Raw genomic sequence first — 22470 nt, forward strand, 5'->3', positions numbered from 1 at the left:
TATGGCACAGCCTGCGCATCCCGGTTTCTCCCACGGGGGTCGGTCCGGCCGGCCAACACACGACGCCGTCTGCCGATTCGGCCAACTGAGTTTGTTCAGCGTCCTGCGGTCTGCCGCTTACGGGAAAATCGTGTTGGCGTGAAGGTCGCCGGGCCCGGCTGACGATTGCGTGTGCGGCAGCGCTGGCGGCGGCGGCACAATCGGCTAGAGTCCGTTCGAGCGGATGAGGGAGGCGGGCATGGATCTCGGATTGACCGGCAAGACGGCTCTGGTGTGCGCCGCCAGCAAGGGGCTGGGCCGGGCGTGCGCCATGGCGCTGGCGGCGGAGGGTGTGCACGTCACGATTACCGCGCGCACTCCATCGGTCCTTGAGGCGACAGCGCAAGACATCCGCGCCGCCGCGCCGGATGTCACCGTGACTACCGTGACCGGCGACATCGCCAGCGAGGAGGGGCGCGCCACCGCGCTGGCTGCCTGTCCGGCGCCGGATATTCTGGTCAATAATGCCGGCGGGCCGCCACGCGGTGATTTCCGCGACTGGGATGAGGGCGTGTGGATGGCGGCGCTGCGCGCCAACATGCTGACGCCGATCTACCTCATTCAGTCTGTGGTGGACGGCATGATCGCCCGCGGTTTCGGCCGCATCGTCAATATCACGTCCTATTCGGTGAAGGCGCCGATCCGCGATCTTGGTCTGTCCAACGGTGCCCGCGCCGGGCTGACCGGCTTTGTCGCCGGCCTGGCGCGGCAGACCGTGCGCCACAACGTCACCATTAACGGCCTGCTGCCGGGCCCGTTCGATACGGACCGCCTGCGCCAGGGCCTGACGTCGCAAGCGGAGATCGAGGCGGCGATCACGCGCAGCGGCCAGGCCAATCCAAGCGGTCGTATCGGCCGGCCGGAAGAACTGGGCCAGGCCTGCGCCTTTCTGTGCAGCGCCGGCGCCGGTTTCATCACCGGCCAGAACATCGTGCTGGATGGCGGTGCTACCGGCTTGACCCTATAGGCTCCACGACCATCGGGCACACACGCCACCACCGACAATCCACCAGAGTTGAGACCCCATCTGAGTTGAGAACGGAGACGTCCATGATCTATGACCACCGCACCTATACCTGCCGTCCCGGCACCATGCCGTTGCATCTGGCGCTCTATGCCAGGCTGGGGTTCAAAGTGCAGGTGCGCCATCTGGGACAGCCGGTCGTGCACGGTTTCACCGATGTGGGCGACGTCAATTCCTTTGTGCACATCTGGGCCTATGACAGTGCGGCGGACCGCACGGCCAAGCGCGCCGCCATGCAGGCGGACCCCGATTGGCAGGCCTATCTGAAGGCGAGCAACGAAGCCGGCTATCTGGTGCGCCAGGAAAACAGGATCCTGGTTCGCGCGCCCTTTCTCGACGACTGAACGGCGCCAGCCAGGCGGTGTGAACGGCGGTGCCGGCGGGTCAGTGCGGCGCGTGATACAGCAGGGTGTCGCCGAGACCGGTGTCATAGGCGAGGCCGGCGGCGGTCAGTTCCAGACCGCGCGGGAATGTGGCCTCCGCGATCAAGCCCTTGCGCGTGAGCGCCTGCCACACGGACGGGTTGGCGAGACCGGTGGCATCCTTCGCGCTGACCACCGCATCGCCCAGATGAAAATGGTCGCCATGGGCGTGCGGCAAGTGCAGCAGCCGCACACTGCCCTCCGCGCTGCCGGGCCGGGTGGCGTCGGGCAGTTGCGCCACCGCCTGGAACAGGGTCAGCGTGCGGAGCTGCAACGGGTTCAGCTTGAGCGGGTTGGTGCGTGGTGCCATGGCGGGTGTCCGAATGGTCGTGGGAGGCCGATCCTAGCGCGCCGGCGGCTTAAGGGGAGGTATCGTCGCGCCGGGTCGGCGGCCGCAGAGAACCGGCAGAATGGCAAGAGACAGTTTCGGCATGGCCGCAAACGCTTTCCGACTGTGACGATGGGGATGGCGAGCGGACCGATGTGGGTGCCCTGTTTGTTCACCGGGGCCCGGTCGGTCGCCCGCTCACGCCATGTCCCTGTAGGCGACCATGTCAGGCGGCGCAACCCGGTCAGCCCCAACCGGTCAGCCCCGGCGGGATAACGGCGGCAGCGGATGGTCTCTTCAGGGCATGTCCGGCTGGCCGCGCAGGCGGGCCACGGCGGCCTGCCACGCCGGCGACACCAGAGACGCCAGGTCGGCCGGCAGATGGCGGCGGCGGATGCCGCCGCGCAGCGCGCCGGCGGCGGTTTCGCCCCACTCCACGGCGAAGCCCGGGGGCAGGGGCCGCGAGCGGTCCGGTGTCGCCAGCCACAGGCGATAGAGCAAGCGGCCGCCGGCCGCCGGATCATCGCGGAAGGCGGTGCGGCCATGATAGGTCACATGGCTGTTGAGGAACTGAATGTCGCCGGCGGCGAAATCCATGGCGAAGCTCATTTCATCCTGCAGGCGATGCAGCATTTGGAGTGCTTCTTTCTGCAGTGCGGTAAGACGCGGCACGCCCGGGGCATCCTGCGCCATCTCTACGCGCACCGGCGAATAGGCGCTGGCGAAGCGGCCATCGGCGAGGCCCCAGACGGGCTGGTAATAGATACGATTACCGTCAGCATCCGCATGGCCTTCCGGCCGGCAGAAAGGCAGGGGTTCCGACAGCACCGCCGCCAGGTCCGGCCGCTGGCGCAGCATGGCGTTGAAGATCGCCTGGCTGCTGGCGATACGGCTGGCGCCGCCCTCGGCCGCCGGGCGCAGGCACAGCAGGCCGACCACGTCACACAGGTCGGTGTGGAAGCGCAGCGGTCCCGACGATGAAACCCGCGCCTGGTTGGTCAGTGTGCCGCCGCCGTCACTGGCCAGGGTGTTGCGCTGTCCCACATAGCTGGCGCCGCTGGCCGACTCGTCGCGCACCCAGCCGATGAGCCGGCCGACCGGGTTCTGGTGGACCGGCAGACCGAGATGGCGCGACAGGCCCCAGAAGACGATCCAGGCCTGGTCTTCGCTCCACCGCTCCACCGGCAGGCCGGACAGGCGAATGACGCCGCAGCCGGATTCCAGCTCCTCGCCGATTTCGTCGAGTAGCGGCCGCAGGGCGGGCAAGGGGAAATCCTCGCGACGGATATCCAGCAGGCCAAGCCCCCGCGCCTCGACGGCGGCGAGAGCGGCGTCGAGTTCGGCGATCTGCGGCGGTGTCAGGCGTCGCTTCCAGTGGTCGCGCCGGGCCATGTCCGCACCGCTCCAGGCAGAGGGACCCTCAACGGCATGGAGCGCGATCATCGACTGTGGGCTCATGGGGCGGGCTCCTGCATGACGGGCCAGAGGTGCGGCCGGGCCAAGGGTGCGGCCGGGCCCGGCCGGCGGTCAAGCGTCGCGGCGGATATCAGGGCAGTTCCTGGCGGATGCGGGCCAGCGCGTCTTCGAGGGCGGCGCGCTCGGCCGAGTCTGGCGGCAACAGACCGGCCAGCCGCGACCAGTGCGCTTCGGCCGCGACCCAGCGTTCGCCCCGCGCCGCCGCCAGACCCAGCACATAAAGGGCATTGGGGTTGCTGCCGTCGAGCGCCAGGACCCGCTCCATGACGGTGATCAGCGCCGGTGGAATGGCGCCGTCCGCCGGTTGGTCGGCCAGCAGGGAATCCGCATAGGCGAGCTGCACCGCGATGCTGTCCGGCGCACGCTGCGCCGCCTCGGCAAAGGCGGCCTGGCCATCGGCGATGCGGCCCTGGACCAGGCGGGCGCGGCCAAGGCGCAGCCACCCTTCCACATCATCGGGTGCGGTGGCCAGGCGGGCAGCGAGCCCGTCCACCATCTGGCCGATGGCGGCGTCCTGTTCTTCCGCGCTCATGGCGTCGAAGGCGGTGCGCTGCTCCGCTGACAACAGGGGGGCACCGCCGGCTGGGCCGGGGCCGATGGCGCGGCCGGCCATGGGCAGGTCCGGCAGGCCGGGGACACCGTGCTGGCTGTAGGTGGCCCAGGCGAGCAGCGGCAGGGTGACAGCCAGAACACCGGCCAGCAGCACCCGGCGGGCCGGATTGAGGCCCCGGCGGCGGCGGTCGGTCAGGGTGAACAGCCGCCGTGCTTCTGTCGCGCGCAGGCGCTGCGCCTCGTCATCGCTCAACATGCCGGCTGTGCGGCGCGCCTCAATATCGGCCAGGGTGTGGCGAGCCGAGGCCAGTTCATCGGCCGGCACCACACCGGGTCCGCCGCCATCGCCGGTGCTGGCGCCTGGCCGGCGCAACAGTGGCAGGGCGATCATGCCGACGGTGACGAGGCTCAGCAGGCCGGCGACGAGCCAGAGAGTCACCGGCTCTCCGGCGTGTTGACCGCCGCCAGCATGGCGGCGAGGCGCGCCTCCTCGGCCGGGGTGAGTGAATCACCGGAGGGTGCGGCGTCGCCGGGCCGGTGGTCACGACGACCGAGCCACAGCCAGAGAGCGCCCACGGCAATCAGCAGGGCCAGCGCCGGCGTGATCCACAACACCAGATTGGCCAGGGTGAAACGCGGCCGCAGCAGGACGAACTCACCATAGCGCGCCACCAGGAAGTCCAGCACCTGATCGTCATTGTCGCCGGCGACGAGCCGTTCGCGCACCAGAAGACGCAGGTCGCGGGCCAGGGGCGCGTTGGAATCGTCGATCGACTGGTTCTGGCAAACCAGGCAGCGAATGTCGGCGCTCAACGCCCGGGCGCGCGCTTCCAGCGCCGGGTCGGCCAGCACTTCATCGGGCTGTACGGCCAGCGTCGGCGCGGCCAGCAGCAGAAAGGACACGAGCAGTGCGGCGAGGGTGGCGGCGAGGCGGGTCATGGAGTTGCCACCAGACTTTGCAGCAGAGGCAACAGTGTGTGGTTCCACTCCGCATCACTGAGCGGGCCGGCCAGGCGGTAGCGGATGATTCCGTTGCCATCAATGACGTAGGTCTCTGGCATGCCATAGACGCCGAACTCGATGCCGGTGCGACCCTCCAGGTCGGCGCCGATGGCGCGGTAGGGATTACCCAGCTCGGTCAGCCAGGCAGTGGCGTCCCCGGCGCTGTCTTTGTAGTTGATGCCATAGACCGGCCAGTCGGCGGCGATGCGGGTGACCAGCGGGTGCTCGGCCCGGCACGGCGCACACCAACTGGCGAAGAAGTTCACGAGAACCGGCTGGCCGGCCGCCGCCGTCTGGCGCAGGACAGTGGCGGACAGGCCGCCCGCCGCCGCTTCATCTGCCGCCGTGTCGGCGGCGGCATCTATACCGCCACCGCCAGCAATGGCCGGCAGATCGAAGGCCGGCAGCGGCTGGCCGATCATGACCGACGGCAGGTCATGCGGGTTTTCGCCCAGCCGTGTCAGGAAGAGGACCGCCAGGGCGGCGAAAGCCAGCGGCAGCAGAAGATAGAGAAGACGGCGGAGGGTGGGCATGGCTCAGGTGTTGGCTGTCCGTGGCGCGACGGCAGTGGCCGGCGCCTGCGGTTGTGTGTGCGGTTGTGTCCGGGGTTGCGGTTGGCGGCGCCGGCTGGCCAGGGAGACCATGCCGCCCAGCGCCATGACCGATGTGCCGAGCCAGATCCACGGCACCAGCGGATTGTGATGCAGGCGGATGGTATGGCCCCCGGCACCGTCGGATTCGCCAATGACCGCGTAGAGATCGGCCAACCAGGTGGTGTGGATGGCGGCTTCGGTGGTGGTATCGCGGGCCACCGGATAGAAGCGGCGTTCGGGCGCCATGCGGGCATAGGGCTGGCCATCGCGCAGCACGGTGATGGTGCCGCGCTCGGCCACATAATTGGGTCCGGGAACCTGACGCGCGCCATCGAAGCGGAAGGTGTAGCCGGCCACAACCACGGACTCGCCGGGGCGCATGACCTGAATGGACTCGCTTTCCCAGGCGCTTGATGCGGTGACGCCGGCAACGAACAGGGCCAGGCCAAAGTGGGCCAGGCTCATGCCCCAGGCGCGGCCCGGCAGGCCGCGGGCGCGGGCCAGGGACTGGGCCAGGGGCAGGCGTCCGAGAGCGGTGCGTTCGCCAAGCTCACTCAGCACGCCAGCGGCGAGCCAGACGGCCAGCGTCATGCCGATTACCGGCCAGGGATTGAGACCGGCCAGCCACAGGCTGAGCGCGGCGGCGGCGATTGCCGCGGCGAAGGCGAGACGCAGGCGGCTGGCGGCGCGCAGCAGGTCACCGCGCCGCCAGGCCAGCAGCGGGCCGAAGGGCAAGGCGATCAGCAGCGGCACCATCAGCGGCACGAAGGTGGCGTTGAAATAGGGCGCGCCAACACTGACCTTGGGCCCGCCGACCGCGTCCATCAGCAGCGGCCACAGGGTGCCGACGAAGACGGTGAGAGCGCCCACCGCCAGCAGCAGGTTATTGAGGACCAGCGCGCCTTCGCGACTGACCGGATCAAACGCGCTCCGCGCCCGCAGGGCCGGTCCGCGCACAGCGAACAGGACCAGCGCACCGCCCACCGCGGCGGCGATGAGACCCAGAATGAAGAGGCCGCGACCGGGGTCGCTGGCAAAGGCATGGACGCTGGAGAGGACGCCGGAGCGCACCAGGAAGGTGCCGACCAGAGCGAGGCCGAAGGCAAGCACGGCCAGCAGCACGGTCCAGCTCTTGAGCGCGTCGCGGGTGGCGGTGACGGCGACCGAATGGAGCAGGGCGGTGGCGAACAGCCAGGGCATGAAGCTGGCATTCTCCACCGGGTCCCAGAACCACCAGCCACCCCAGCCCAGCTCGTAATAGGCCCACCACGAGCCGAGCGCGATGCCCAGCGTCAGTGACGACCAGGCGAGCAACGCCCATGGTCGCATGGCGCGGGCCCAGGCCTGGTCGACCCGGCCTTCGATCAGACCGGCGACGGCAAAGGCGAAGGTCATGGAGAGGCCCACATAGCCGAGATAGAGCAGGGGCGGATGGAAGGCGAGGCCCGGATCCTGCAGCAGCGGATTGAGGTCGCCGCCATCGACCGGCGCCGGCACCAGGCGGCGGAAGGGATTGGAGGTAAGCAGGATGAAGGCGAGAAAGCCGCTGGCCACCATGCCCTGCACGGCCAGGGCGCGGGCCACCAGCCGCTCGCCGGCCTGACGACTGAACAGCGCCACCAGCCCGCCATAGAGGGCCAGGATAAGAACCCACAGCAGCATGGAGCCTTCGTGATTGCCCCACACGCCCGACACTTTGTAGAGCAGCGGTTTGAGGGTGTGCGAATTCTCTACAACTACCGCGAGGGAAAAGTCGCTGGCGACGAAGGCGCGGGTCAGGATGACAAAGGCAAGGGCAATGAGGGCGAACTGGGCCAGCGCCGCCGGCCGTCCCACCGCCATCAGCCGGTCGTCGCCGCGAGCGGCGCCGATCAGCGGCACCAGCGACTGGGCCAGGGCCACCGCCAGGGCCAGGGCCAGGGCGAAATGGCCGATCTCGTTGAGGGGCAGCATGGACACCGGCCCGGCCCTAGGGAGCGGGCTCGAGAGTGACGGCGCGGGGCGCTTCGCCATCGGCTACGTGGCCGGCGCGGCGCAGGGCGTCCGCCACCTCCGGCGGTAGATAGGTCTCGTCATGCTTGGCCAGGACTTCATCGGCCCGGAACACCCCGGTCGGGTCCAGTCGTCCCTGCGCGACGATGCCCTGACCTTCGCGGAACAGATCGGGCAGCACACCGATATAGACCACCGGCAGGGATGTCTGGGTGTCGGTGACGACAAAACGGACGCCACCGGATTCGCTCAGTTGCTCGACGCTGCCGTCGGCGACCAGACCGCCAAGGCGGATCACCCGGTCGCCCGAGGCCGCGCCCGACGCCAGGTCGCTGGGGCTGTAGAAAAAGACCAGGCTGTCCTCGAAGGCGTTGAGAACCAACAGGGCCGCGGCGCCAAGGACGCTCATGGCGGCCAGCAGAATGGCCAGTCGGCGACGCTTGCGGCTCATGATCGTCGGCGCACAGAGGCGGCGCGCTCGGCCTCGGCGGCGCTCAGCGCCCGTTCATAGCGGCGCATGGCGCGCCATGCGGCGAGGACGCTGCCGGCGAGCAGGAACAGGGCCAGGCCATAGGCCGGCCAGACATAGGCCGCATGACCGCCCATGGCGACCCAGGTGGTCAGGCTGTCCACGGCCAGCCCCTAACCCGCCGCCATGGCCAGCGCGGCGAGGCGACGGCGGGCCAGCTCAGCCCGCAGGCGCATCAGGGTGGCGGTCAGGTAGAGAGCCATATAGCCGGCGGCCATGATCAGCAGCGGCCACAGCATGGTGGGATGGATGGTCGGCCCGTCGAAGCGAAAGACGCTGGCCGGCTGATGCAGTGTGTTCCACCAGTCCACCGAGAACTTGATGATCGGCACGTTGATGACGCCGACCACCGCCAGGATGGCGGCGGCGCGCTGGCCTCGCTCTGGCTGATCGAAGGCGTCCTGCAGGGCGATGAAGCCGAGATAGAGGAAGAGCAGCACCAGAACCGACGTAAGGCGCGCGTCCCATACCCACCATGTGCCCCAGCTTGGCTTGCCCCATAGTGCACCGGTCGCCAGGGTCAAGACGGTGAAGATGGCGCCGATCGGGGCAGAGGCGCGAGCGAAGAGATGCGCCACCGGGTGGCGCCAGACCAGCGCCACGGCAGAGGCCAGGGCGACCCCCACATAGGCCATCAGCGCGGTCCAGGCGGCCGGCACGTGGATATACATGATGCGCACCGATTCGCCCTGCTGATAGTCGGGCGGCGAGACAATCAGAGCCAGGCCGAGACCGATCGTCAGCAGGATCGCAGCGGCGCCGGCGGTCCACGGCAGGAGGCCTACCGCCAGCCGACGGGCGACGGCGGGGCGGGCGAAGCGATGCAGGCTCTGGCGTTCAGTCATGGCCGGTTCCCGGTCGGTGCAAGGCCAGCCGTGCGAATCCGGTGCGCGCGTCTGGCAGCACGGGTCTAGCCTGACTCAGGCCCGGTGCGCCATGGCCCGGTGGTGACATGGGATCACGGTGGCGGGAGGCGAGAGCCTGCGACGCTGCGTCACACGGGGCGCCACACGCTGCGCCACGCGGCACGTCAGGACGGGCGGCGGGCAGCACGACTATTCCAGCGCCTGGCGCAGGGCGGCGCCGCCGGCCCATGGCGCCAGCACCAGACTGCCCAGCAGCAGGCCGCCAAGGATCATCAGCGATGGCACCATGCTCTCTCCGCCCAGCGCCCGGGCGACACCGGTCATGGCGAAGATCAGCACCGGCACATAGAGCGGCAGGACCAGCAGACTGAGCAGGATGCCGGCCCGCCTGGCCCCCAGCGCCAGGGCCGCGCCGACGGCGCCGACCAGGCTGAGCGTCGGCGTGCCGAGCAGCAGCGACAGGATCAGCGCGCCATAGGCCTGGGGCGGCATGGACAGGGTGAAGGCGAGAAGGGGCGCGGCCAGCGCCAGCGGCAGGCCGGTGGTCAGCCAGTGAACCGCCACCTTGGCCAGCACGGCGGCGCCCAGCGGCAGCGGCGCAAGGGCCAGTTGATCGAGGCCGCCGTCCGCGTGGTCGCGTTCGAACAGACGCTCCAGCGAGAGAAGGGCGGCGAGCAGGGCCAGCACCCAGAGGATGCCAGGCGCCATGATCGCCAGCAGTTCACGGTCCGGCCCGACGGCCAGGGGAAAGAGCGTCACCGCCAGAGCGAAGAAGACGATCACCGTCAGGGAATCAGACCGCTCACGCAGGGCACTCCGCAACTCGCGCAGAACCAGGGCGCGGAAGCCGCGCACTTCATGAATCAGACGCGGCGGCCGGTCATGGTCTGTCATGGGACGGGCCCGTTCTGGTCAGTCGCGCCGCTCTGGTCGCCAGGTATGGTTGCCGTGCCTGTCGGTCGATCCGACGGGTCGGAGGGCAGAATGTCCGGCGGCAGGGTGTCCGGGGGATAGTCAGGCTCATCCAGGGCCAGCTCACGCGGCGCCGGCAGATCGAGAGCCAGATGGCTGGCGACCACAACCAGCCCGCCGCCGGCGCGGTGGCGAGCCAGCGCCAGTTCCAGCGCCGCGGTGGAATCCCCGTCGAGACCGGTGGTCGGCTCGTCCAGCAGCCACAGCGGCGCCGGTGATACCAGCAGACGGGCCAGGGCCACCCGCCGGCGCTGGCCGGCGGACAGCAGGCGCACCGGAACATCGGCCAATGGCGCTATGGCGAAGGCGTTCAGCGCGCGTTCGATGCGCCGTGCCGCCGGCGCCGCGGCGAGACCATCGAGGCCGCTGGCGTAGCGCAGGGTTTCAACGGTGGTCAGGGCCTGGGTCAGGCCATCGTGATGACCAAGCCAGGCGAGGCGGGCGCGGTGGGCGTCCGGCGCCTGGCTGATATCGCGACCCTGCCACAGGATGGTTCCGCCGGCGGGCGGCAGCAGACCAGCCAGGCAGCGCAGCAAGGTGGACTTGCCGCTGCCGTTGGCGCCGCTCAGCAGCAGGGCCTCGCCACCGTCGAGGGCGAAAGAGACGCGGTCAAGGACCAGACGGCCGCCGCGCCGGCAGGTGAGGGTACGGGTTTCCAGCAGGCTCATGGCCGGTGTCTTAAAACGTATGGCCGGACGGCGCGAGGGGGAACGTATCCCTGCTGCTTGCAGGCGGGCCACGGCCAGCGGTATGGGGCACAAAAAAACGGCGGCTCCGAAGGGGAGTTCGGAGCCGCCTGGGGGCCGGGTCGCAGGGGAACGACCGACCAATGCGCAAACGGTCTGGGGTCAGGAGGTATGCATGTCCTCCGTTTGCCGAACCCATTGTGCCGCTTCATGTGGCGCGTGAAGGACGAGAACATGGCGGAAATGAGACATCTGCTGCCCGGACACGGCCTGACGCCGCCGCCACTTATTCCCGGGCCACCGCCGGCTCAAATGGTGGCGCGGTCGCCGGCATAGACCCGCCGCGCCGCCAGGTCGAACTGTTTTCCCGGTGTGCCATGAAAACACATGGTCAGCGTCAGACGTGGCCGGCCGGGACCGACCGGCGTCACCCGGTGCAGGGAATGGCGGCCATGGAAGAAGGTAAGGGCGCCCGGAGGAATGCGCACCTGCCGCACATGGCCATTACGACCGGCCGCAACCTCGCGCTCCGTGGCCGGCCCCGCCTCGCGGCTGTTACGGGCGAACTCAAACACGCCACCACTGTCCGAGTCCTGTAAGACCATGGTGACGGCCGTATCCATGGTGTCGTAGTGCCAGCCCAACTCGTCGCCGTTAGCGAAGCTGGTCACGAAACACGAAACGTGGGGATCCTCGCAGGTATAGAAGTGAGGCTCGTTCAGGATGGCGCGGCAGAGAGCGGCCAGCCCATCCCATTCATAGAGCTGCCGCAGCGGCGATTGCGGGCCGAACAGGTCGTAGCTGAGCGCCGACTGAATGCGCATGGGCGTTATGCCCAGGTCGAGATTCTGGGCGAGTGGCGCTGCGTGGCGCACAGCCAGTGGCAGGGCGGCCAGCGCCTCCGTCCGCATGGTCGCCAGCGCATCGCCGGTGATGAAGTTCGGCAGCATGCACAGGCCGGTGGTGTCCAGTTGGCGCCGTGCGGCGGCGATGACGTCGCGCGCGGCCGGCGCTTGCAGATCGCCGATGGGATAGCGTGCGAAACTGACTACCGCCTGCATGGGCCCCGACATGGGTTTTGGCATTGGTGGTTCCGCCTTCAAAGACGAGTGTATTTGATAAAGGGAGTCAGTTTGGCCACCTTGTCGTAAAGGGCCCGCGCATCGGCGTTGAAGTCCTGGGTCAGCCACCAGACATTGGTGACACCGGCGGCATCGGCCGCCTCATAGACCGCCTGAATGAGGGCGCGGCCGATGCCTTTGCCGCGCTGGTCCGGCGCCACATAGAGATCCTGCAGATAGCAGACATCGGCCACTTGCCAGCCGTGACGATGGAAAAGGAAGTGGGTGAGGCCGACCGGCTGCCCGCCGAGCAGCGCCAGCCGGCCCTGAAACTCCCCCGCCGCCCCGCCATTGCCGGCCAGCAGCCGGGCGAAGGTGGTGCGATAGACCTGCTCGTCAACTCTGGTGTCATAGAAGTCGAGATAGGCGGTCCACAGACCACGCCACGGGGCCTCGTCATCGGCGGCCAGCGGCCTGATCTCTGTCGCCTGGCCGGTCATGGATCGCGTGCTTGCGGCGGGTCAGGGGCGTCGGACAGCGTGCAGGTGTCCAACCGGCTGAAGCGGGCAACCGTGCCCTTGTCATCCGTGGTCATGTCCGGGCCTAGCTCATAAGCTCGTCTTCGAAGGGATAGAGCGAGAGGATCTGCGGGCCGCTGTCGGTGATCAGAATCTGCTCTTCCAGCTTGATTCCCTCGGCGCCGTGTTCGGCCCCGATATAGGCTTCCAGGCACAGCGTCATGCCGGACTCGAGCCTGGCCTCAGGCTCGGGCAGGCGGTCCACATTGTTCCAGGTGGGAATGCTTGGATATTCGTCTTCCAGGCCGACGCCGTGCAGGACGAACATGGCGTTGGCGGCGTACTGGTTGGGCGCCCGCCAGCTTCGTTCGGACACTTCGCGGAAGGTCAGGCCGGCCCGCATCAGCTCCAGGTTGGTGTAAATCTGTTCATGGGCCAGGCGATACATGGTCTTTTGTTCGTCACTGGGCTTGCCGGGGCCGCAGAAGAAGGTGCGGCTGACATCGGCGCAATAGCCGAAGGGGCCGATCATGTCGGTATCAAAGGCCACCAGATCGCCGGGCCGGATCATGCGGTCGCCACATTCCATGCCCCACGGATTGGTGCGGCCGCCGGAGGCCAGCAGGCGCGCCTCGATCCACTCGCCGCCATGTTCAATATTGGCCTGATGCAGGTGTGACCACAGCGCGTTCTCGGTGATGCCGGGCTTCAATGCCGCCTTCATGCGGGCGATGCCGATATCGCAGACGGCGAGCGAGATGTTCATGCACTGTATTTCCTGCGGTCCCTTGATGAGGCGGGCGCGGGCCATCAGTTCCTCGCCAGGAAGATATTCCAGTCCGGCCTTGTGCACCGCCGCCAGTCCCATCGGGTCCAGCCGGTCAAAGGCGACCCGTCGGTTGGCGCCGCCGGCGCTAATCAGGTCGGCCAGTTCCGCCGCCCAGGCGTCGGCCTTGCTCTGCTGGTCGGGACCGGCCATCCAGAAAATCCAGTTGGTGGCCTGACGCACTTCACCGATGCTTTCCAGCCCATCGGCGGCCCACACCCGGCCGACCTCGAACAGGGTGGCCTTGCCTTCCGCCGGGATCCAGGCGTAGCGACCGCCCAGCCGGGCGCTCCACACCCCCCAGTTGCGGGCGCCGGTGGCGTAGCGGATGTTAATAAAGTCGCTGAGGACGATGCCGGCCAGGTCGCGCCGCTTCAGTTCGGCCTGGACCCGGCCCAGGCGCCAGGCGCGCAGCGCCACCATGTCGATCTGACCTTCATAGTCCTTGATACCGCCGCCGGGCGTATTCCTGGCCATATCGTGCAGGTCGGCTGTGCCGGACATGGTCGTACCTCCTTAACCGGTCTGGTGCAGACTGGCTGATTGCACGACACCGGACCGCCGGCAGCAAGGGGCAATGTCCGGCCCCGGTGCAGCAGGGGGCGTGATCACCGGCGGCGGCCGGCGACGGTTGGCGTGGGGAAAGCCGGTCCGGTATTGTGAGGAACGGCCCGAACTGCCAGCCATCAGGAGACGCCCATGCCGGCCAACGGCACTGCACGTGACGCTTCGGCGCGCACCCTCGACGTCCGCCGCAGCCTGACCGCCGGCGGCATCGACTATGATTATTTCAGCCTGCCGGCGGCGGCGGAGAGCCTGGGCGACCTGTCGCGCCTGCCCATGTGCATGAAGGTGCTTCTGGAAAACCTGCTGCGTCACGAGGACGGCGTGACCGTCACGGCGACGGATATCGCGGCGGTGGCCGGCTGGGCCGATACGGCGAAGGGCGGCACGGAGATCGCCTTCCGGCCGGCGCGCGTACTGATGCAGGACTTTACCGGGGTGCCGGCGGTGGTGGACCTGGCCGCCATGCGCGAGGCCATGTCGGCGCTGGGCGGTGACCCGCGCCGGATCAATCCGCTGGTGCCGGTGGACCTGGTCATCGACCATTCGGTGATCGTCGACCAGTACGGCAACCCGAAGGCCTTCGCCGCCAATGTGGCGCGGGAGTATGAGCGCAACGCCGAGCGCTATGCCTTTCTGCGCTGGGGTCAGATGGCCTTCGACGATCTGCGCGTCGTGCCGCCGGGCACCGGCATCTGCCACCAGGTCAATCTTGAGTATCTGGCGCGCACCGTATGGAGCCGCGACGACGGCGGCCGCCGTCTGGCCTATCCCGACAGCCTGGTGGGCACCGACAGCCACACCACCATGATCAACGGCCTGTCGGTTCTCGGCTGGGGCGTCGGCGGTATCGAGGCGGAGGCGGCCATGCTGGGCCAGCCGGTGTCCATGCTGGTGCCGGAGGTGATCGGCTTTCGCCTGTCGGGCAAGCTGAAAGAGGGGGCGACGGCGACCGACCTGGTGCTGACGGTGACGCAGATGCTGCGCAAGCGCGGCGTGGTCGGCAAGTTTGTGGAGTTCTTCGGTCCCGGCCTGGCCGGCCTGGCACTGGCCGATCGCGCCACCATCGCCAACATGGCGCCGGAGTATGGCGCGACCTGCGGTTTCTTTCCGACCGATGACGAAACCCTGGCCTATCTGCGCTTCTCTGGTCGCGACGATGCGACTGTGGCGCTGGTGGAGGCCTATGCCAGGGCGCAGGGCCTGTGGCGCGAGGACGCCGTCGAGGCGGTCTTTACTGATGTGCTGGACCTGGACCTGGCCAGTGTCGAGCCGAGCCTGGCCGGGCCGAAGCGGCCGCAGGACCGGGTGGCGCTGTCGAATGCGGCCGCCGAATACCGCGCGGTCGAAGCGCAGCTTCGCGGCGCCGCCGCCGGCCGCAATCCGACCGAAGGCCAGGCCGCCGACATGATGGAGGAAGGCGGCGGTAGCGTCCCGGTGATGGACCGCAGCGTGGCGGTGGAGGGAAGCGACTACCGGCTGGACGACGGCGCGGTGGTGGTGGCGGCGATCACCAGCTGCACCAACACCTCCAATCCGGCGGTGATGCTGGCCGCCGGCCTGGTGGCGCGCAAGGCGCGCGAGCACGGGTTGAGCGTCAAGCCGTGGGTCAAGACCAGCCTGGCCCCCGGCAGCCAGGTGGTGACCGATTATCTGGACAAGGCCGGGCTCAGCGACGATCTCAACGCGCTGGGCTTCGACCTTGTGGGCTATGGCTGCACCACCTGTATCGGCAATTCGGGGCCGCTGGCGGAGCCGATCCACGACGCGGTCGTGAAGGGTAATCTGATCGTCACCTCGGTGCTGTCGGGTAATCGCAATTTCGAAGGCCGCGTTCATCCGCTGACCCAAGCCAATTATCTGGCCTCGCCGCCGCTGGTGGTGGCCTATGCGCTGGCCGGGACCATGCGGCATGACCTGACCCGCGAGCCGCTGGGCGAGGGCAGCGACGGCAAGCCGGTGATGCTGGCCGACATCTGGCCGAGCCAGGCGGAGGTGCAGGAGGCCATGGCCCGGTCGGTGACGCCGGAGATGTTCCGCCGGCGCTACGGCGATGTGTTCAAGGGCGATGCCCAATGGCAGGCGGTGCCGGCCGAAGGCGGCATGACCTATGCCTGGCAGGCGGGCTCCACCTATGTGCAGAACCCGGTCTTTTTCGATGGCATCGCGCCGGTGCCCGAGGCGCTGGACGACATCCGCAAGGCGCGGCCGCTGGCCCTGCTGGGTGACAGCGTGACCACCGATCATATCTCGCCGGCCGGATCGATTCCGGCGGACAGCCCGGCCGGTGCGTATCTGCTGGAGCATCAGGTGCGACGCGGCGATTTCAACTCCTATGGTTCGCGGCGTGGCAATCACGAGGTGATGGTGCGCGGCACCCTGGCCAATATCCGTCTGCGCAACACCATGGCCGGCGGCCGCGAGGGAGGCTGGACCCGGCATATGCCGTCAGGTGAGGTCATGACCATCTATGACGCGGCCATGCGCTACCGCGAGGAGGGGGTTCCGCTGATCATCTTCGCCGGCAAGGAATACGGCACCGGCTCGTCGCGCGACTGGGCGGCCAAGGGCACCCGCCTGCTGGGGGTCAAGGCGGTAGTGGCCGAAAGCTTCGAGCGCATCCACCGCTCCAACCTGATCGGTATGGGCGTGCTGCCGATCCAGTTGCCCGACGGCGAAACCCTGGAGGGATTGAAGCTGGATGGCGGTGAGGTCATTGACGTTTCGGGGATCACGGAGGCGGAACTGCGGCCGGGATCAAAGGTGGCCCTGCGTATTCTCAGGGCCAATGGCTATCATGTGCATGTGAATTGCCTGTGCCGCATCGATACGCCGACGGAGCTGGAATATTTCCGGCACGGTGGAATCCTGCCCTATGTGCTGCGTGGCCTGGCCGGCCTGCGCGATGACGCTGTGGCGGAGTGAGCCGGCGTCACCCTGAAGTGATTAGCCGCCACCGGGCGGCAGGACGTAGTTTGCAGACATGGTCAGGACACATGTGAGTCGTGCGCTTGTCGCCGTCGCCCTGCTATGGGCGGCGAGCGGGCCGTCGTCGCTGCCGGCGATTGCCCAGGTGGCCGGTGCGGCCGGTTCCGGTCTGACGGTGCAGACCTCCGTGGTGGTGGTGGAGCTCTATACCTCGCAGGGATGTTCGTCGTGTCCGCCGGCCGACGCCTATCTGGGCGACCTGGCCAAGCGCGACGATCTCATCGCGCTCGCCCTGCATGTGGACTACTGGAACTATATCGGCTGGACGGACCCTTTCTCCATCGAGAACGCCGGCCGCCGCCAATATGCCTATCAGCAGTCCCTCGGCACCCGTTTCGTCTATACGCCGCAAATGGTGATTGACGGCAGGTTCGCCGCCACCGGTCTTGACCGACGCGAGGTGGAGACGCTTATCGCCCGCGCCCGCCAGCGCAACAAGCTGCTGGTGTCGGTCGTGCCGGAGGGGGTGGGTTCGCTGCGCATCGGCCTGCCGGACACGCCGTTCGGCGAGCAGGTCGAGGATATGGCCACCGTATGGCTGTTCGTCTATGACGACGAACACGCCACGGCCGTTGACGCCGGGGAGAATGCCGGTCGCCACCTGGTCAATGCCCGGGTGGTGCGCTGGGCCGGTCGGATCGGCGACTGGCGAGGCGAGGCACGTGACCTGATCGCCGGTGTGCCGGTGCCCGGCGACGGCGTGGTGGTCCTGGTGCAGTCACGGGCCATGGGTCAGATCATGGGCGTCGGCGCCATGCGCCTGCGCTGACGGCGGGTGCCGCCCGTTCGTTCCGCCGGGCTTGATTTCCCGGACCCGGCAACCGAGTCTGAACAGCATGGCGTCTGACTCCACGCCCGGCAGACCGGCGATCACCGCCGTCCTTGGCCCGACCAACACGGGCAAGACGCATCTCGCCATGACCCGGTTTCTGGCCCACGACAGCGGCACCATCGGCTTTCCGCTGCGCCTGTTGGCGCGGGAGAATTATGAGCGCGCGGTGGCCCGACTGGGCCGCCGGCGGGTGGCGCTGGTCACCGGCGAGGAAAAGATCGGCCCGGCCGATGCCAGCCACCTGATCTGTACGGTGGAGGCGATGCCGGTCGACCGACCGGTGAGCTTTCTGGCGGTGGATGAAATCCAGCTTGCGGCCGACCCGGAACGGGGCCGTGTATTCACCGACCGTCTGCTGCATGCGCGCGGCCGCGACGAGACCATGTTTCTCGGCGCGGCAACCGCGGAACGGCTGATCCGCCGTCTGGTGCCGGAGGCCGTATTCGACAGCCGGCCACGCCTGTCCCGCCTGACCTGGAGCGGCCCGCGGACCATTACCCGCCTGCCCCGGCGCAGCGCCGTGGTGGCCTTCACCGCCGCCGATGTCTATGGACTGGCTGACATCATCCGCCGCCGCCGCGGCGGGGCGGCGGTGGTGTTGGGGGCGCTCAGTCCCCGCACCCGCAACGCCCAGGTGGGACTCTTCGAGTCCGGCGAGGTGGACTATCTGGTGGCCACCGACGCCATCGGCATGGGGCTCAATCTGAATCTGAGCCATGTGGCCTTTGCCCGCCTGGCCAAGTTTGACGGCGCCCGGTCACGGCCACTGACCGCCGCCGAGATGGGCCAGATAGCCGGCCGTGCCGGCCGTCACACCGATGACGGCACCTTCGGCGTCACCGACGGACTGGCGCCGCTTGATGCGGAGACCATCGGGCGCATCGAGGGCCATGAGTTCGATACCCTGAAGACTTTTTTCTGGCGCAACGACGCTCTCGACATGAGCAGTCCCGAGGCCCTGCTGACCAGCCTGGAACAACCGCCGGGCGAGCGTGTGCTGGTGCGCGGCCGTGATGGCGACGACCATCTGGCATTGCGCGCCCTGCTGGCGGACAAGACGACGCGGGCCAGCCGGGCCGGGCCGGGCGATACGGCCCTGTTGTGGCAGGCCTGCCAGATTCCCGACTATCGCAAGCTGATGACCGACGCCCACGCCCGTCTTGTCGGCCAGGTGTTCGATCATCTGTCAGGGCCGGCGGCGTGCCTGCCGACGGACTGGGTGGCGAGCCAGGTGCGGCGGCTCGACCGCAGCGAAGGCGATATCGACACGGTCATGACCCGCATCGCCCATGTCCGCACCTGGACCTACATCGCCCATCGCGCCGACTGGCTGCGTGATCCGCTGCACTGGCAGGAGTACACGCGCGCGCTGGAGGATCGTCTGAGCGACGTGCTGCACGAGCGTCTGAGCCAGCGGTTCATCGACCGTCGGGCCATGGCGCTGGCGGTGAAACCGGACGCCGCCGCCGGGGGGCTGGCGACGGCGTGGGTGCTGGCGGCGGACGATGCGGTCAGTGTGCTGGGCCACCGGCTCGGCCGGCTGCAGGGCTTCCGCTTTCAGGTGGAGGGCCATGGCCGGGCCGACGCCCGTGCCGTGCTGGCGCAGGCGGGCGAACGCCTGGCCGGCGCCGTGGCCGGACGGCTGGACGACTGTCTGGGGGAGGGTGACGAGGCTTTCACCCTCGATGATGACGGCCAGGTGCTGTGGCGCGGCGCGGCGCTGGCGCGCCTGACGGCGGGGCGCGACGCCCTGTCGCCGCGGCTGGCGCTGCTGGAGGGAATGCTGTTGAGCGAGGCCGCCGGGCAGCGACTGCTGGAGCGCCTGGAGCGCTGGCTGGCGGGCTATCTGGCACAGCACATGGCGGCCTTGCAGGCGGTGGCGGCGGCGCCACTGCAGGGGGCGGCACGGGGCCTTGCCTTCCAGCTCATCGAGGGGCTGGGGGTGCAGGCCCGGCCGGCGGCACGGCTGCAGATCGACGCCCTGACAGGGGCCGAGCGGCGGCGGCTGCATGGCCTGGGCGTGGTCACCGGCCATCTGGCGGTTTATGTCCCGGCGGTATTGAAGCCGGTGGCCCTGCGTCTGCGATTGCTGCTGCGCCGGGCCTTCGCCGGCCAGTCCGCAGCGACCGGCATAGATCTGACGGACCCGTCGTCGCCGTTGCGCGACGGCCGCGTTTCCTTCAGCGCCGAGGAAGCGGCGGTGCGCGGCCTCAGCCCGTCGCTGGCGGTGGAACTGGGCTATGTGCCGGCCGGCCAGCGTCTGGTGCGGTTGGACATGGCGGAGCGGTTCGCCCGCCAGGCGCGGCGGGCTGAACGAGCCGGGGCCTTTGCCCTCAATGGTGAGATGGTCGGTCTGCTGGGCTGCCCGCTGAGTGACGCCGAAGCCCTGCTGCGTGATCTTGGCTACCGCGGCGAGGTGCAGGACGGCATCCGTCAGTTCAGGCGCGTCAGGCGCACCCGCGCCACTGCCCGGCCGGGCCCGGCAGGCGCGGCCCTTGCGCCCGGCGGGGTTCGGCTCTGAGCCGCGCCGCTGCGATCGGCGTGGCCGGCGCACCGGCCGGGACGCAAAGGCTGGACGTCTGGCTGTGGCGGGCGCGGCTGTTCGCCAGCCGACGGCAGGCCAGCCTGGCCTGTCAGAGCGGCCATATCCGGCTCAACCGCCAGCCCGTCACACGCGCCCATCAGCCGGTCAGGGCAGGAGATGTAGTGACATTCGTTCAGGGCGGCGTCAGGGGCGGCGGGGCATGGCGACCCGGCCGGCCGCGCGTGGTGCGGGTGCTGGCCCTGGCGCCGCGGCGCGGCCCGGCCCAGGCGGCGCGGGCCCTGTATGCTGACCTGCTGGATAGGGGCCGGCCGGACACGGGCCGGCTGGAGCGGCCGGCCCGGCCACCGTGCGCCGCCGCTACCGCCCGGCCCACGCCTTACCCGGAGCAACCATGATCAACCGTGTACGCAACCTGTTCCGCCTGAACGACGGTGGCGCGGCCTTGCCGGAGATAACCGCCGACGGCTTGTCGCTGGCCGCCGCGGCCCTGCTGGTGGAGGCGGCAATGCTGGACGGGCATTTTCACGCCCGCGAGCAGGCCGGTATGCGGCAGGCTCTGGCCGGACGATTCGGGCTGAACGACGAGGAAACCGACAGCCTGATGGAGGCGGCGAACGAGGCGGTGCGGCAATCCCATGACCTGCACCGGTTTACCCGGGTTATCAAGGACAAGCTGGGCCCGGCGGAGCGGGTGCGCATTATCGAAATGCTGTGGGAAGTGGTGTATGCCGACGGCGTTCTGCACGAGTATGAATCCAACTTGCTCCGCCGGGTGGCGGGACTTATCTACGTCAGCGACCGGGACAGTGGTGCTGCCCGCATGCGCGTTCTGAAGCGCCTCGGCGGGTCAGGGCCACTCCTGGGCCAAATCGACTCGTGACCGGCAGCGGCCCGGCAAAGGGCGCGACGAAAGACGTACGGGGAGTAGTGCAATGACCTATGTGGTCACGGAAGTCTGCATCAAGTGCAAGCTGACCGACTGTGTGGAGGTCTGTCCGGTGGACTGCTTCTACGAAGGCGAGAATATGCTGGTCATCAATCCGGCCGAGTGCATTGACTGCGGTGTGTGTGAGCCGGAATGCCCGATCGAGGCGATCAAGCCGGACACCGATTCCGGCATGGAGCGCTGGGTCGAGCACAATCAGCAATTTTCCGACACGTGGCCCAATATCACCCGGGCCAAACCGCCACCGGTGGACGAGGCCGAATGGCGCAATGTGCCGGGCAAGTTCGACAAGTACTTCAGCGCCAAACCAGGCGGTGGTGATACCTGACCGCGACACAGCGCGAGGTGTGTTAGGATCGCCTCCCGTTTGCGGCCCGGCCGCGACGGTCCGTTCTTATTTCTTGATGGCAGGATAGATACGGCATGGCCAGGAAAGTTCAGTCGCGGACGCGATCAGCAGGCAAGACGAAACCAACGGCCAGAGCAGGCGCTGCGGCAAAGTCCCGGGCGGCGGCCAAGCCAGCGGCCCGCGCGGTGGCAAAGCGCACGGCGTCTGCCAAGGCCGGGACCAGGACCGCGTCGAAGGCGGCAGCCAAGAAGCCGGCAGCTAAGAAGGTCGTAAAGCCAGCAGCAAAGAAGGCGGCGGCACGGCCGGCTGCAAAAAAGACGGCATCGCGAAAAGCCGCCGCCAAGCCGGCCGTTGTCAAGAAAGCCGCCGCGAAAAAGGCAGCGGTAAAGAAGGCCGCACCAAAGAAGGCGGCGGCAAAGAAGGCCGCACCAAAGAAGGTGACACCAAAGAAGGCAGTGGCGAAGAAAGCGCCGGCCAGATCGCCGGCAGCGACGAAAACCGCCACCAGGACGGCCACCAGATCCACCACAAAGACCGCGGCCAAATCGGCCACGCGCAGCAAACCGGTGGCCAAGGCCAAGACCCCGCCGCAGGCGCGGGCCGGCGCCAAGGCCGCGGCTGGCCCCAGGCCGGCCGCCGGGTCCGCCGCCGGGTCAGCGCCCGCCACAGCGGCCCAGGCGGCGCCGGCACCGGCTGCGGCCAGCGTCGCACCGTCGCGGCCCGCCGGCGTCATGCCGAACCGCCATGCGCCCGGCCGCCATGCCCCCAGCCGTCATGGAAGCTCGCGCGGCGGCAGCCGCTCGGCCGCCAACCGGCCGGCGCCGTTCATTACGCCTCAGCCAAAGACGGAACCGATTTTTGCCGCCGGCGACTTCGTCGTCTATCCCACGCACGGCGTGGGCGAAGTGCTGGAGGTCGAACGGCGGACCATCGCCGGCCAGCCGCTGGACCTCTATGTGATCTTCTTTGACCGGGAGCGCATGACGCTCCGCGTTCCGCTGGACAAGGGCGAGCAGGCGGGGCTGCGCAAGCTCAGCTCACGCAAGATCATGGACGCCGCCATGACAACCCTTAAGGGCAAATCGCGGGCCAAGCGCACCATGTGGAGCCGCCGCGCCCAGGAATATGACGCCAAGATTAACTCCGGCGATCCCATCGCCATCGCCGAGGTGGTGCGTGATCTGTGGCGCGCCGCCGATCAGCCCGACCAGTCCTACAGCGAACGCCAGATGTATCAGGCGGCCATGGAGCGTCTGTCACGGGAGGTGGCGGCGGTGGAGCGGATCGAGGTGGAGCAGGCGGTCATCAAGCTGGAAAAGGTGCTGGCGTCGGGCTGACGCCGCATTCGGTGGCGCTGCAT

The 22470-nt window shown here is 68.6% G+C and carries 24 protein-coding genes; 9 read left to right on the plus strand and 15 right to left on the minus strand.

Going from position 1 to position 22470, the window contains the following annotated elements; genetic code table 11:
* The first annotated feature begins 238 nt into the window (after nt 1-238).
* The gene (locus tag RIE31_00940) at nt 239-1006 is read left to right on the plus strand and encodes an SDR family oxidoreductase (GenBank protein ID MEQ8639168.1); all 768 of its coding nucleotides are present in this window, start codon (nt 239-241) and stop codon (nt 1004-1006) included.
* Between the two features lie 83 nt (nt 1007-1089).
* Entirely contained in the window at nt 1090-1407 is a 318-nt protein-coding gene (locus tag RIE31_00945; protein ID MEQ8639169.1) for an NIPSNAP family protein, read from the plus strand.
* Between the two features lie 40 nt (nt 1408-1447).
* On the opposite strand, the gene RIE31_00950 is transcribed toward RIE31_00945, so the two are convergent.
* From RIE31_00950 to RIE31_01015, 14 genes are all read right to left on the minus strand, one after another.
* A complete protein-coding gene (locus RIE31_00950) occupies nt 1448-1795 on the minus strand; it encodes a hypothetical protein (protein ID MEQ8639170.1) in 348 nt (115 codons plus the stop codon).
* 315 nt (nt 1796-2110) lie between these two features.
* Nucleotides 2111-3271, minus strand: a complete 1161-nt coding sequence (locus RIE31_00955; protein ID MEQ8639171.1) for a TauD/TfdA family dioxygenase — start codon at nt 3269-3271, stop codon at nt 2111-2113.
* An 88-nt stretch (nt 3272-3359) separates the two neighbouring features.
* Nucleotides 3360-4280 carry a c-type cytochrome biogenesis protein CcmI gene (ccmI, locus tag RIE31_00960; protein MEQ8639172.1) on the minus strand — a complete coding sequence of 307 codons (921 nt, stop codon included), beginning with the start codon at nt 4278-4280 and terminating at the stop codon, nt 3360-3362.
* Nucleotides 4277-4780: a cytochrome c-type biogenesis protein CcmH gene (locus RIE31_00965; protein MEQ8639173.1), complete on the minus strand. Its 504-nt coding sequence runs from the start codon at nt 4778-4780 to the stop codon at nt 4277-4279. Before RIE31_00965 ends, ccmI begins: the two co-directional genes overlap by 4 nt.
* Entirely contained in the window at nt 4777-5376 is a 600-nt protein-coding gene (locus RIE31_00970) for a DsbE family thiol:disulfide interchange protein (GenBank protein MEQ8639174.1), read from the minus strand. Before RIE31_00970 ends, RIE31_00965 begins: the two co-directional genes overlap by 4 nt.
* A gap of 3 nt (nt 5377-5379) precedes the next feature.
* The gene (locus RIE31_00975; GenBank protein MEQ8639175.1) at nt 5380-7389 is read right to left on the minus strand and encodes a heme lyase CcmF/NrfE family subunit; all 2010 of its coding nucleotides are present in this window, start codon (nt 7387-7389) and stop codon (nt 5380-5382) included.
* 16 nt (nt 7390-7405) lie between these two features.
* Nucleotides 7406-7879: a cytochrome c maturation protein CcmE gene (gene ccmE, locus RIE31_00980; protein ID MEQ8639176.1), complete on the minus strand. Its 474-nt coding sequence runs from the start codon at nt 7877-7879 to the stop codon at nt 7406-7408.
* Nucleotides 7876-8061: a heme exporter protein CcmD gene (gene ccmD / locus RIE31_00985; GenBank protein ID MEQ8639177.1), complete on the minus strand. Its 186-nt coding sequence runs from the start codon at nt 8059-8061 to the stop codon at nt 7876-7878. The genes ccmE and ccmD overlap by 4 nt, the downstream gene beginning before the upstream one ends.
* A gap of 9 nt (nt 8062-8070) precedes the next feature.
* The gene (locus RIE31_00990) at nt 8071-8802 is read right to left on the minus strand and encodes a heme ABC transporter permease (GenBank protein MEQ8639178.1); all 732 of its coding nucleotides are present in this window, start codon (nt 8800-8802) and stop codon (nt 8071-8073) included.
* Between the two features lie 210 nt (nt 8803-9012).
* A complete protein-coding gene (gene ccmB / locus RIE31_00995) occupies nt 9013-9717 on the minus strand; it encodes a heme exporter protein CcmB (GenBank protein ID MEQ8639179.1) in 705 nt (234 codons plus the stop codon).
* The gene (gene ccmA, locus RIE31_01000; protein ID MEQ8639180.1) at nt 9714-10463 is read right to left on the minus strand and encodes a heme ABC exporter ATP-binding protein CcmA; all 750 of its coding nucleotides are present in this window, start codon (nt 10461-10463) and stop codon (nt 9714-9716) included. Before ccmA ends, ccmB begins: the two co-directional genes overlap by 4 nt.
* Before the next feature lie 326 nt (nt 10464-10789).
* On the minus strand, nt 10790-11566 hold the full coding sequence (locus RIE31_01005; protein MEQ8639181.1) for a 2OG-Fe(II) oxygenase: 777 nt from the start codon (nt 11564-11566) through the stop codon (nt 10790-10792).
* Nucleotides 11567-11580: 14 nt separating this feature from the next.
* A complete protein-coding gene (locus tag RIE31_01010) occupies nt 11581-12042 on the minus strand; it encodes a GNAT family N-acetyltransferase (GenBank protein ID MEQ8639182.1) in 462 nt (153 codons plus the stop codon).
* Between the two features lie 103 nt (nt 12043-12145).
* Nucleotides 12146-13390: a Xaa-Pro peptidase family protein gene (locus RIE31_01015; GenBank protein ID MEQ8639183.1), complete on the minus strand. Its 1245-nt coding sequence runs from the start codon at nt 13388-13390 to the stop codon at nt 12146-12148.
* A gap of 195 nt (nt 13391-13585) precedes the next feature.
* Here RIE31_01015 and acnA point away from each other — a divergent pair, with 195 nt between their 5' ends.
* The 6 genes from acnA (at nt 13586) to RIE31_01045 (ending at nt 21089) form a co-directional block, all read left to right on the plus strand.
* Nucleotides 13586-16375 carry an aconitate hydratase AcnA gene (gene acnA, locus RIE31_01020; protein MEQ8639184.1) on the plus strand — a complete coding sequence of 930 codons (2790 nt, stop codon included), beginning with the start codon at nt 13586-13588 and terminating at the stop codon, nt 16373-16375.
* Between the two features lie 73 nt (nt 16376-16448).
* Nucleotides 16449-17207: a DUF1223 domain-containing protein gene (locus RIE31_01025; protein ID MEQ8639185.1), complete on the plus strand. Its 759-nt coding sequence runs from the start codon at nt 16449-16451 to the stop codon at nt 17205-17207.
* A 67-nt stretch (nt 17208-17274) separates the two neighbouring features.
* Nucleotides 17275-19791, plus strand: a complete 2517-nt coding sequence (locus tag RIE31_01030; GenBank protein MEQ8639186.1) for a helicase-related protein — start codon at nt 17275-17277, stop codon at nt 19789-19791.
* Nucleotides 19792-19811: 20 nt separating this feature from the next.
* The gene (locus RIE31_01035; GenBank protein MEQ8639187.1) at nt 19812-20210 is read left to right on the plus strand and encodes an RNA-binding S4 domain-containing protein; all 399 of its coding nucleotides are present in this window, start codon (nt 19812-19814) and stop codon (nt 20208-20210) included.
* Nucleotides 20207-20695, plus strand: a complete 489-nt coding sequence (locus tag RIE31_01040) for a TerB family tellurite resistance protein (protein MEQ8639188.1) — start codon at nt 20207-20209, stop codon at nt 20693-20695. Before RIE31_01035 ends, RIE31_01040 begins: the two co-directional genes overlap by 4 nt.
* A gap of 52 nt (nt 20696-20747) precedes the next feature.
* Nucleotides 20748-21089: a ferredoxin family protein gene (locus RIE31_01045; GenBank protein MEQ8639189.1), complete on the plus strand. Its 342-nt coding sequence runs from the start codon at nt 20748-20750 to the stop codon at nt 21087-21089.
* 109 nt (nt 21090-21198) lie between these two features.
* On the opposite strand, the gene RIE31_01050 is transcribed toward RIE31_01045, so the two are convergent.
* Entirely contained in the window at nt 21199-21663 is a 465-nt protein-coding gene (locus tag RIE31_01050) for a hypothetical protein (protein ID MEQ8639190.1), read from the minus strand.
* A 178-nt stretch (nt 21664-21841) separates the two neighbouring features.
* On the opposite strand from RIE31_01050, the gene RIE31_01055 reads away from it, so the two are divergent.
* Nucleotides 21842-22447, plus strand: coding sequence for a CarD family transcriptional regulator (locus RIE31_01055; protein MEQ8639191.1), 606 nt, complete (start codon nt 21842-21844; stop codon nt 22445-22447).
* Nucleotides 22448-22470: the final 23 nt, after the last annotated feature.

The organism is Alphaproteobacteria bacterium (assembly GCA_040218575.1).
Taxonomy (GTDB): domain Bacteria; phylum Pseudomonadota; class Alphaproteobacteria; order JAVJRE01; family JAVJRE01; genus JAVJRE01.

Coding starts and splice junctions, on each gene's coding strand:
- RIE31_00940 (MEQ8639168.1), top strand. CDS start 239: ATGGATCTCGGATTGACCGGCAAGACGGCTCTGGTGTGCGCCGCCAGC.
- RIE31_00945 (MEQ8639169.1), top strand. CDS start 1,090: ATGATCTATGACCACCGCACCTATACCTGCCGTCCCGGCACCATGCCG.
- RIE31_00950 (MEQ8639170.1), bottom strand. CDS start 1,795: ATGGCACCACGCACCAACCCGCTCAAGCTGAACCCGTTGCAGCTCCGC.
- RIE31_00955 (MEQ8639171.1), bottom strand. CDS start 3,271: ATGAGCCCACAGTCGATGATCGCGCTCCATGCCGTTGAGGGTCCCTCT.
- RIE31_00965 (MEQ8639173.1), bottom strand. CDS start 4,780: ATGACCCGCCTCGCCGCCACCCTCGCCGCACTGCTCGTGTCCTTTCTG.
- RIE31_00970 (MEQ8639174.1), bottom strand. CDS start 5,376: ATGCCCACCCTCCGCCGTCTTCTCTATCTTCTGCTGCCGCTGGCTTTC.
- RIE31_00975 (MEQ8639175.1), bottom strand. CDS start 7,389: ATGCTGCCCCTCAACGAGATCGGCCATTTCGCCCTGGCCCTGGCCCTG.
- ccmE (MEQ8639176.1), bottom strand. CDS start 7,879: ATGAGCCGCAAGCGTCGCCGACTGGCCATTCTGCTGGCCGCCATGAGC.
- RIE31_00990 (MEQ8639178.1), bottom strand. CDS start 8,802: ATGACTGAACGCCAGAGCCTGCATCGCTTCGCCCGCCCCGCCGTCGCC.
- ccmB (MEQ8639179.1), bottom strand. CDS start 9,717: ATGACAGACCATGACCGGCCGCCGCGTCTGATTCATGAAGTGCGCGGC.
- ccmA (MEQ8639180.1), bottom strand. CDS start 10,463: ATGAGCCTGCTGGAAACCCGTACCCTCACCTGCCGGCGCGGCGGCCGT.
- RIE31_01005 (MEQ8639181.1), bottom strand. CDS start 11,566: ATGCCAAAACCCATGTCGGGGCCCATGCAGGCGGTAGTCAGTTTCGCA.
- RIE31_01010 (MEQ8639182.1), bottom strand. CDS start 12,042: ATGACCGGCCAGGCGACAGAGATCAGGCCGCTGGCCGCCGATGACGAG.
- RIE31_01015 (MEQ8639183.1), bottom strand. CDS start 13,390: ATGTCCGGCACAGCCGACCTGCACGATATGGCCAGGAATACGCCCGGC.
- acnA (MEQ8639184.1), top strand. CDS start 13,586: ATGCCGGCCAACGGCACTGCACGTGACGCTTCGGCGCGCACCCTCGAC.
- RIE31_01030 (MEQ8639186.1), top strand. CDS start 17,275: ATGGCGTCTGACTCCACGCCCGGCAGACCGGCGATCACCGCCGTCCTT.
- RIE31_01040 (MEQ8639188.1), top strand. CDS start 20,207: ATGATCAACCGTGTACGCAACCTGTTCCGCCTGAACGACGGTGGCGCG.
- RIE31_01045 (MEQ8639189.1), top strand. CDS start 20,748: ATGACCTATGTGGTCACGGAAGTCTGCATCAAGTGCAAGCTGACCGAC.
- RIE31_01055 (MEQ8639191.1), top strand. CDS start 21,842: ATGCCGAACCGCCATGCGCCCGGCCGCCATGCCCCCAGCCGTCATGGA.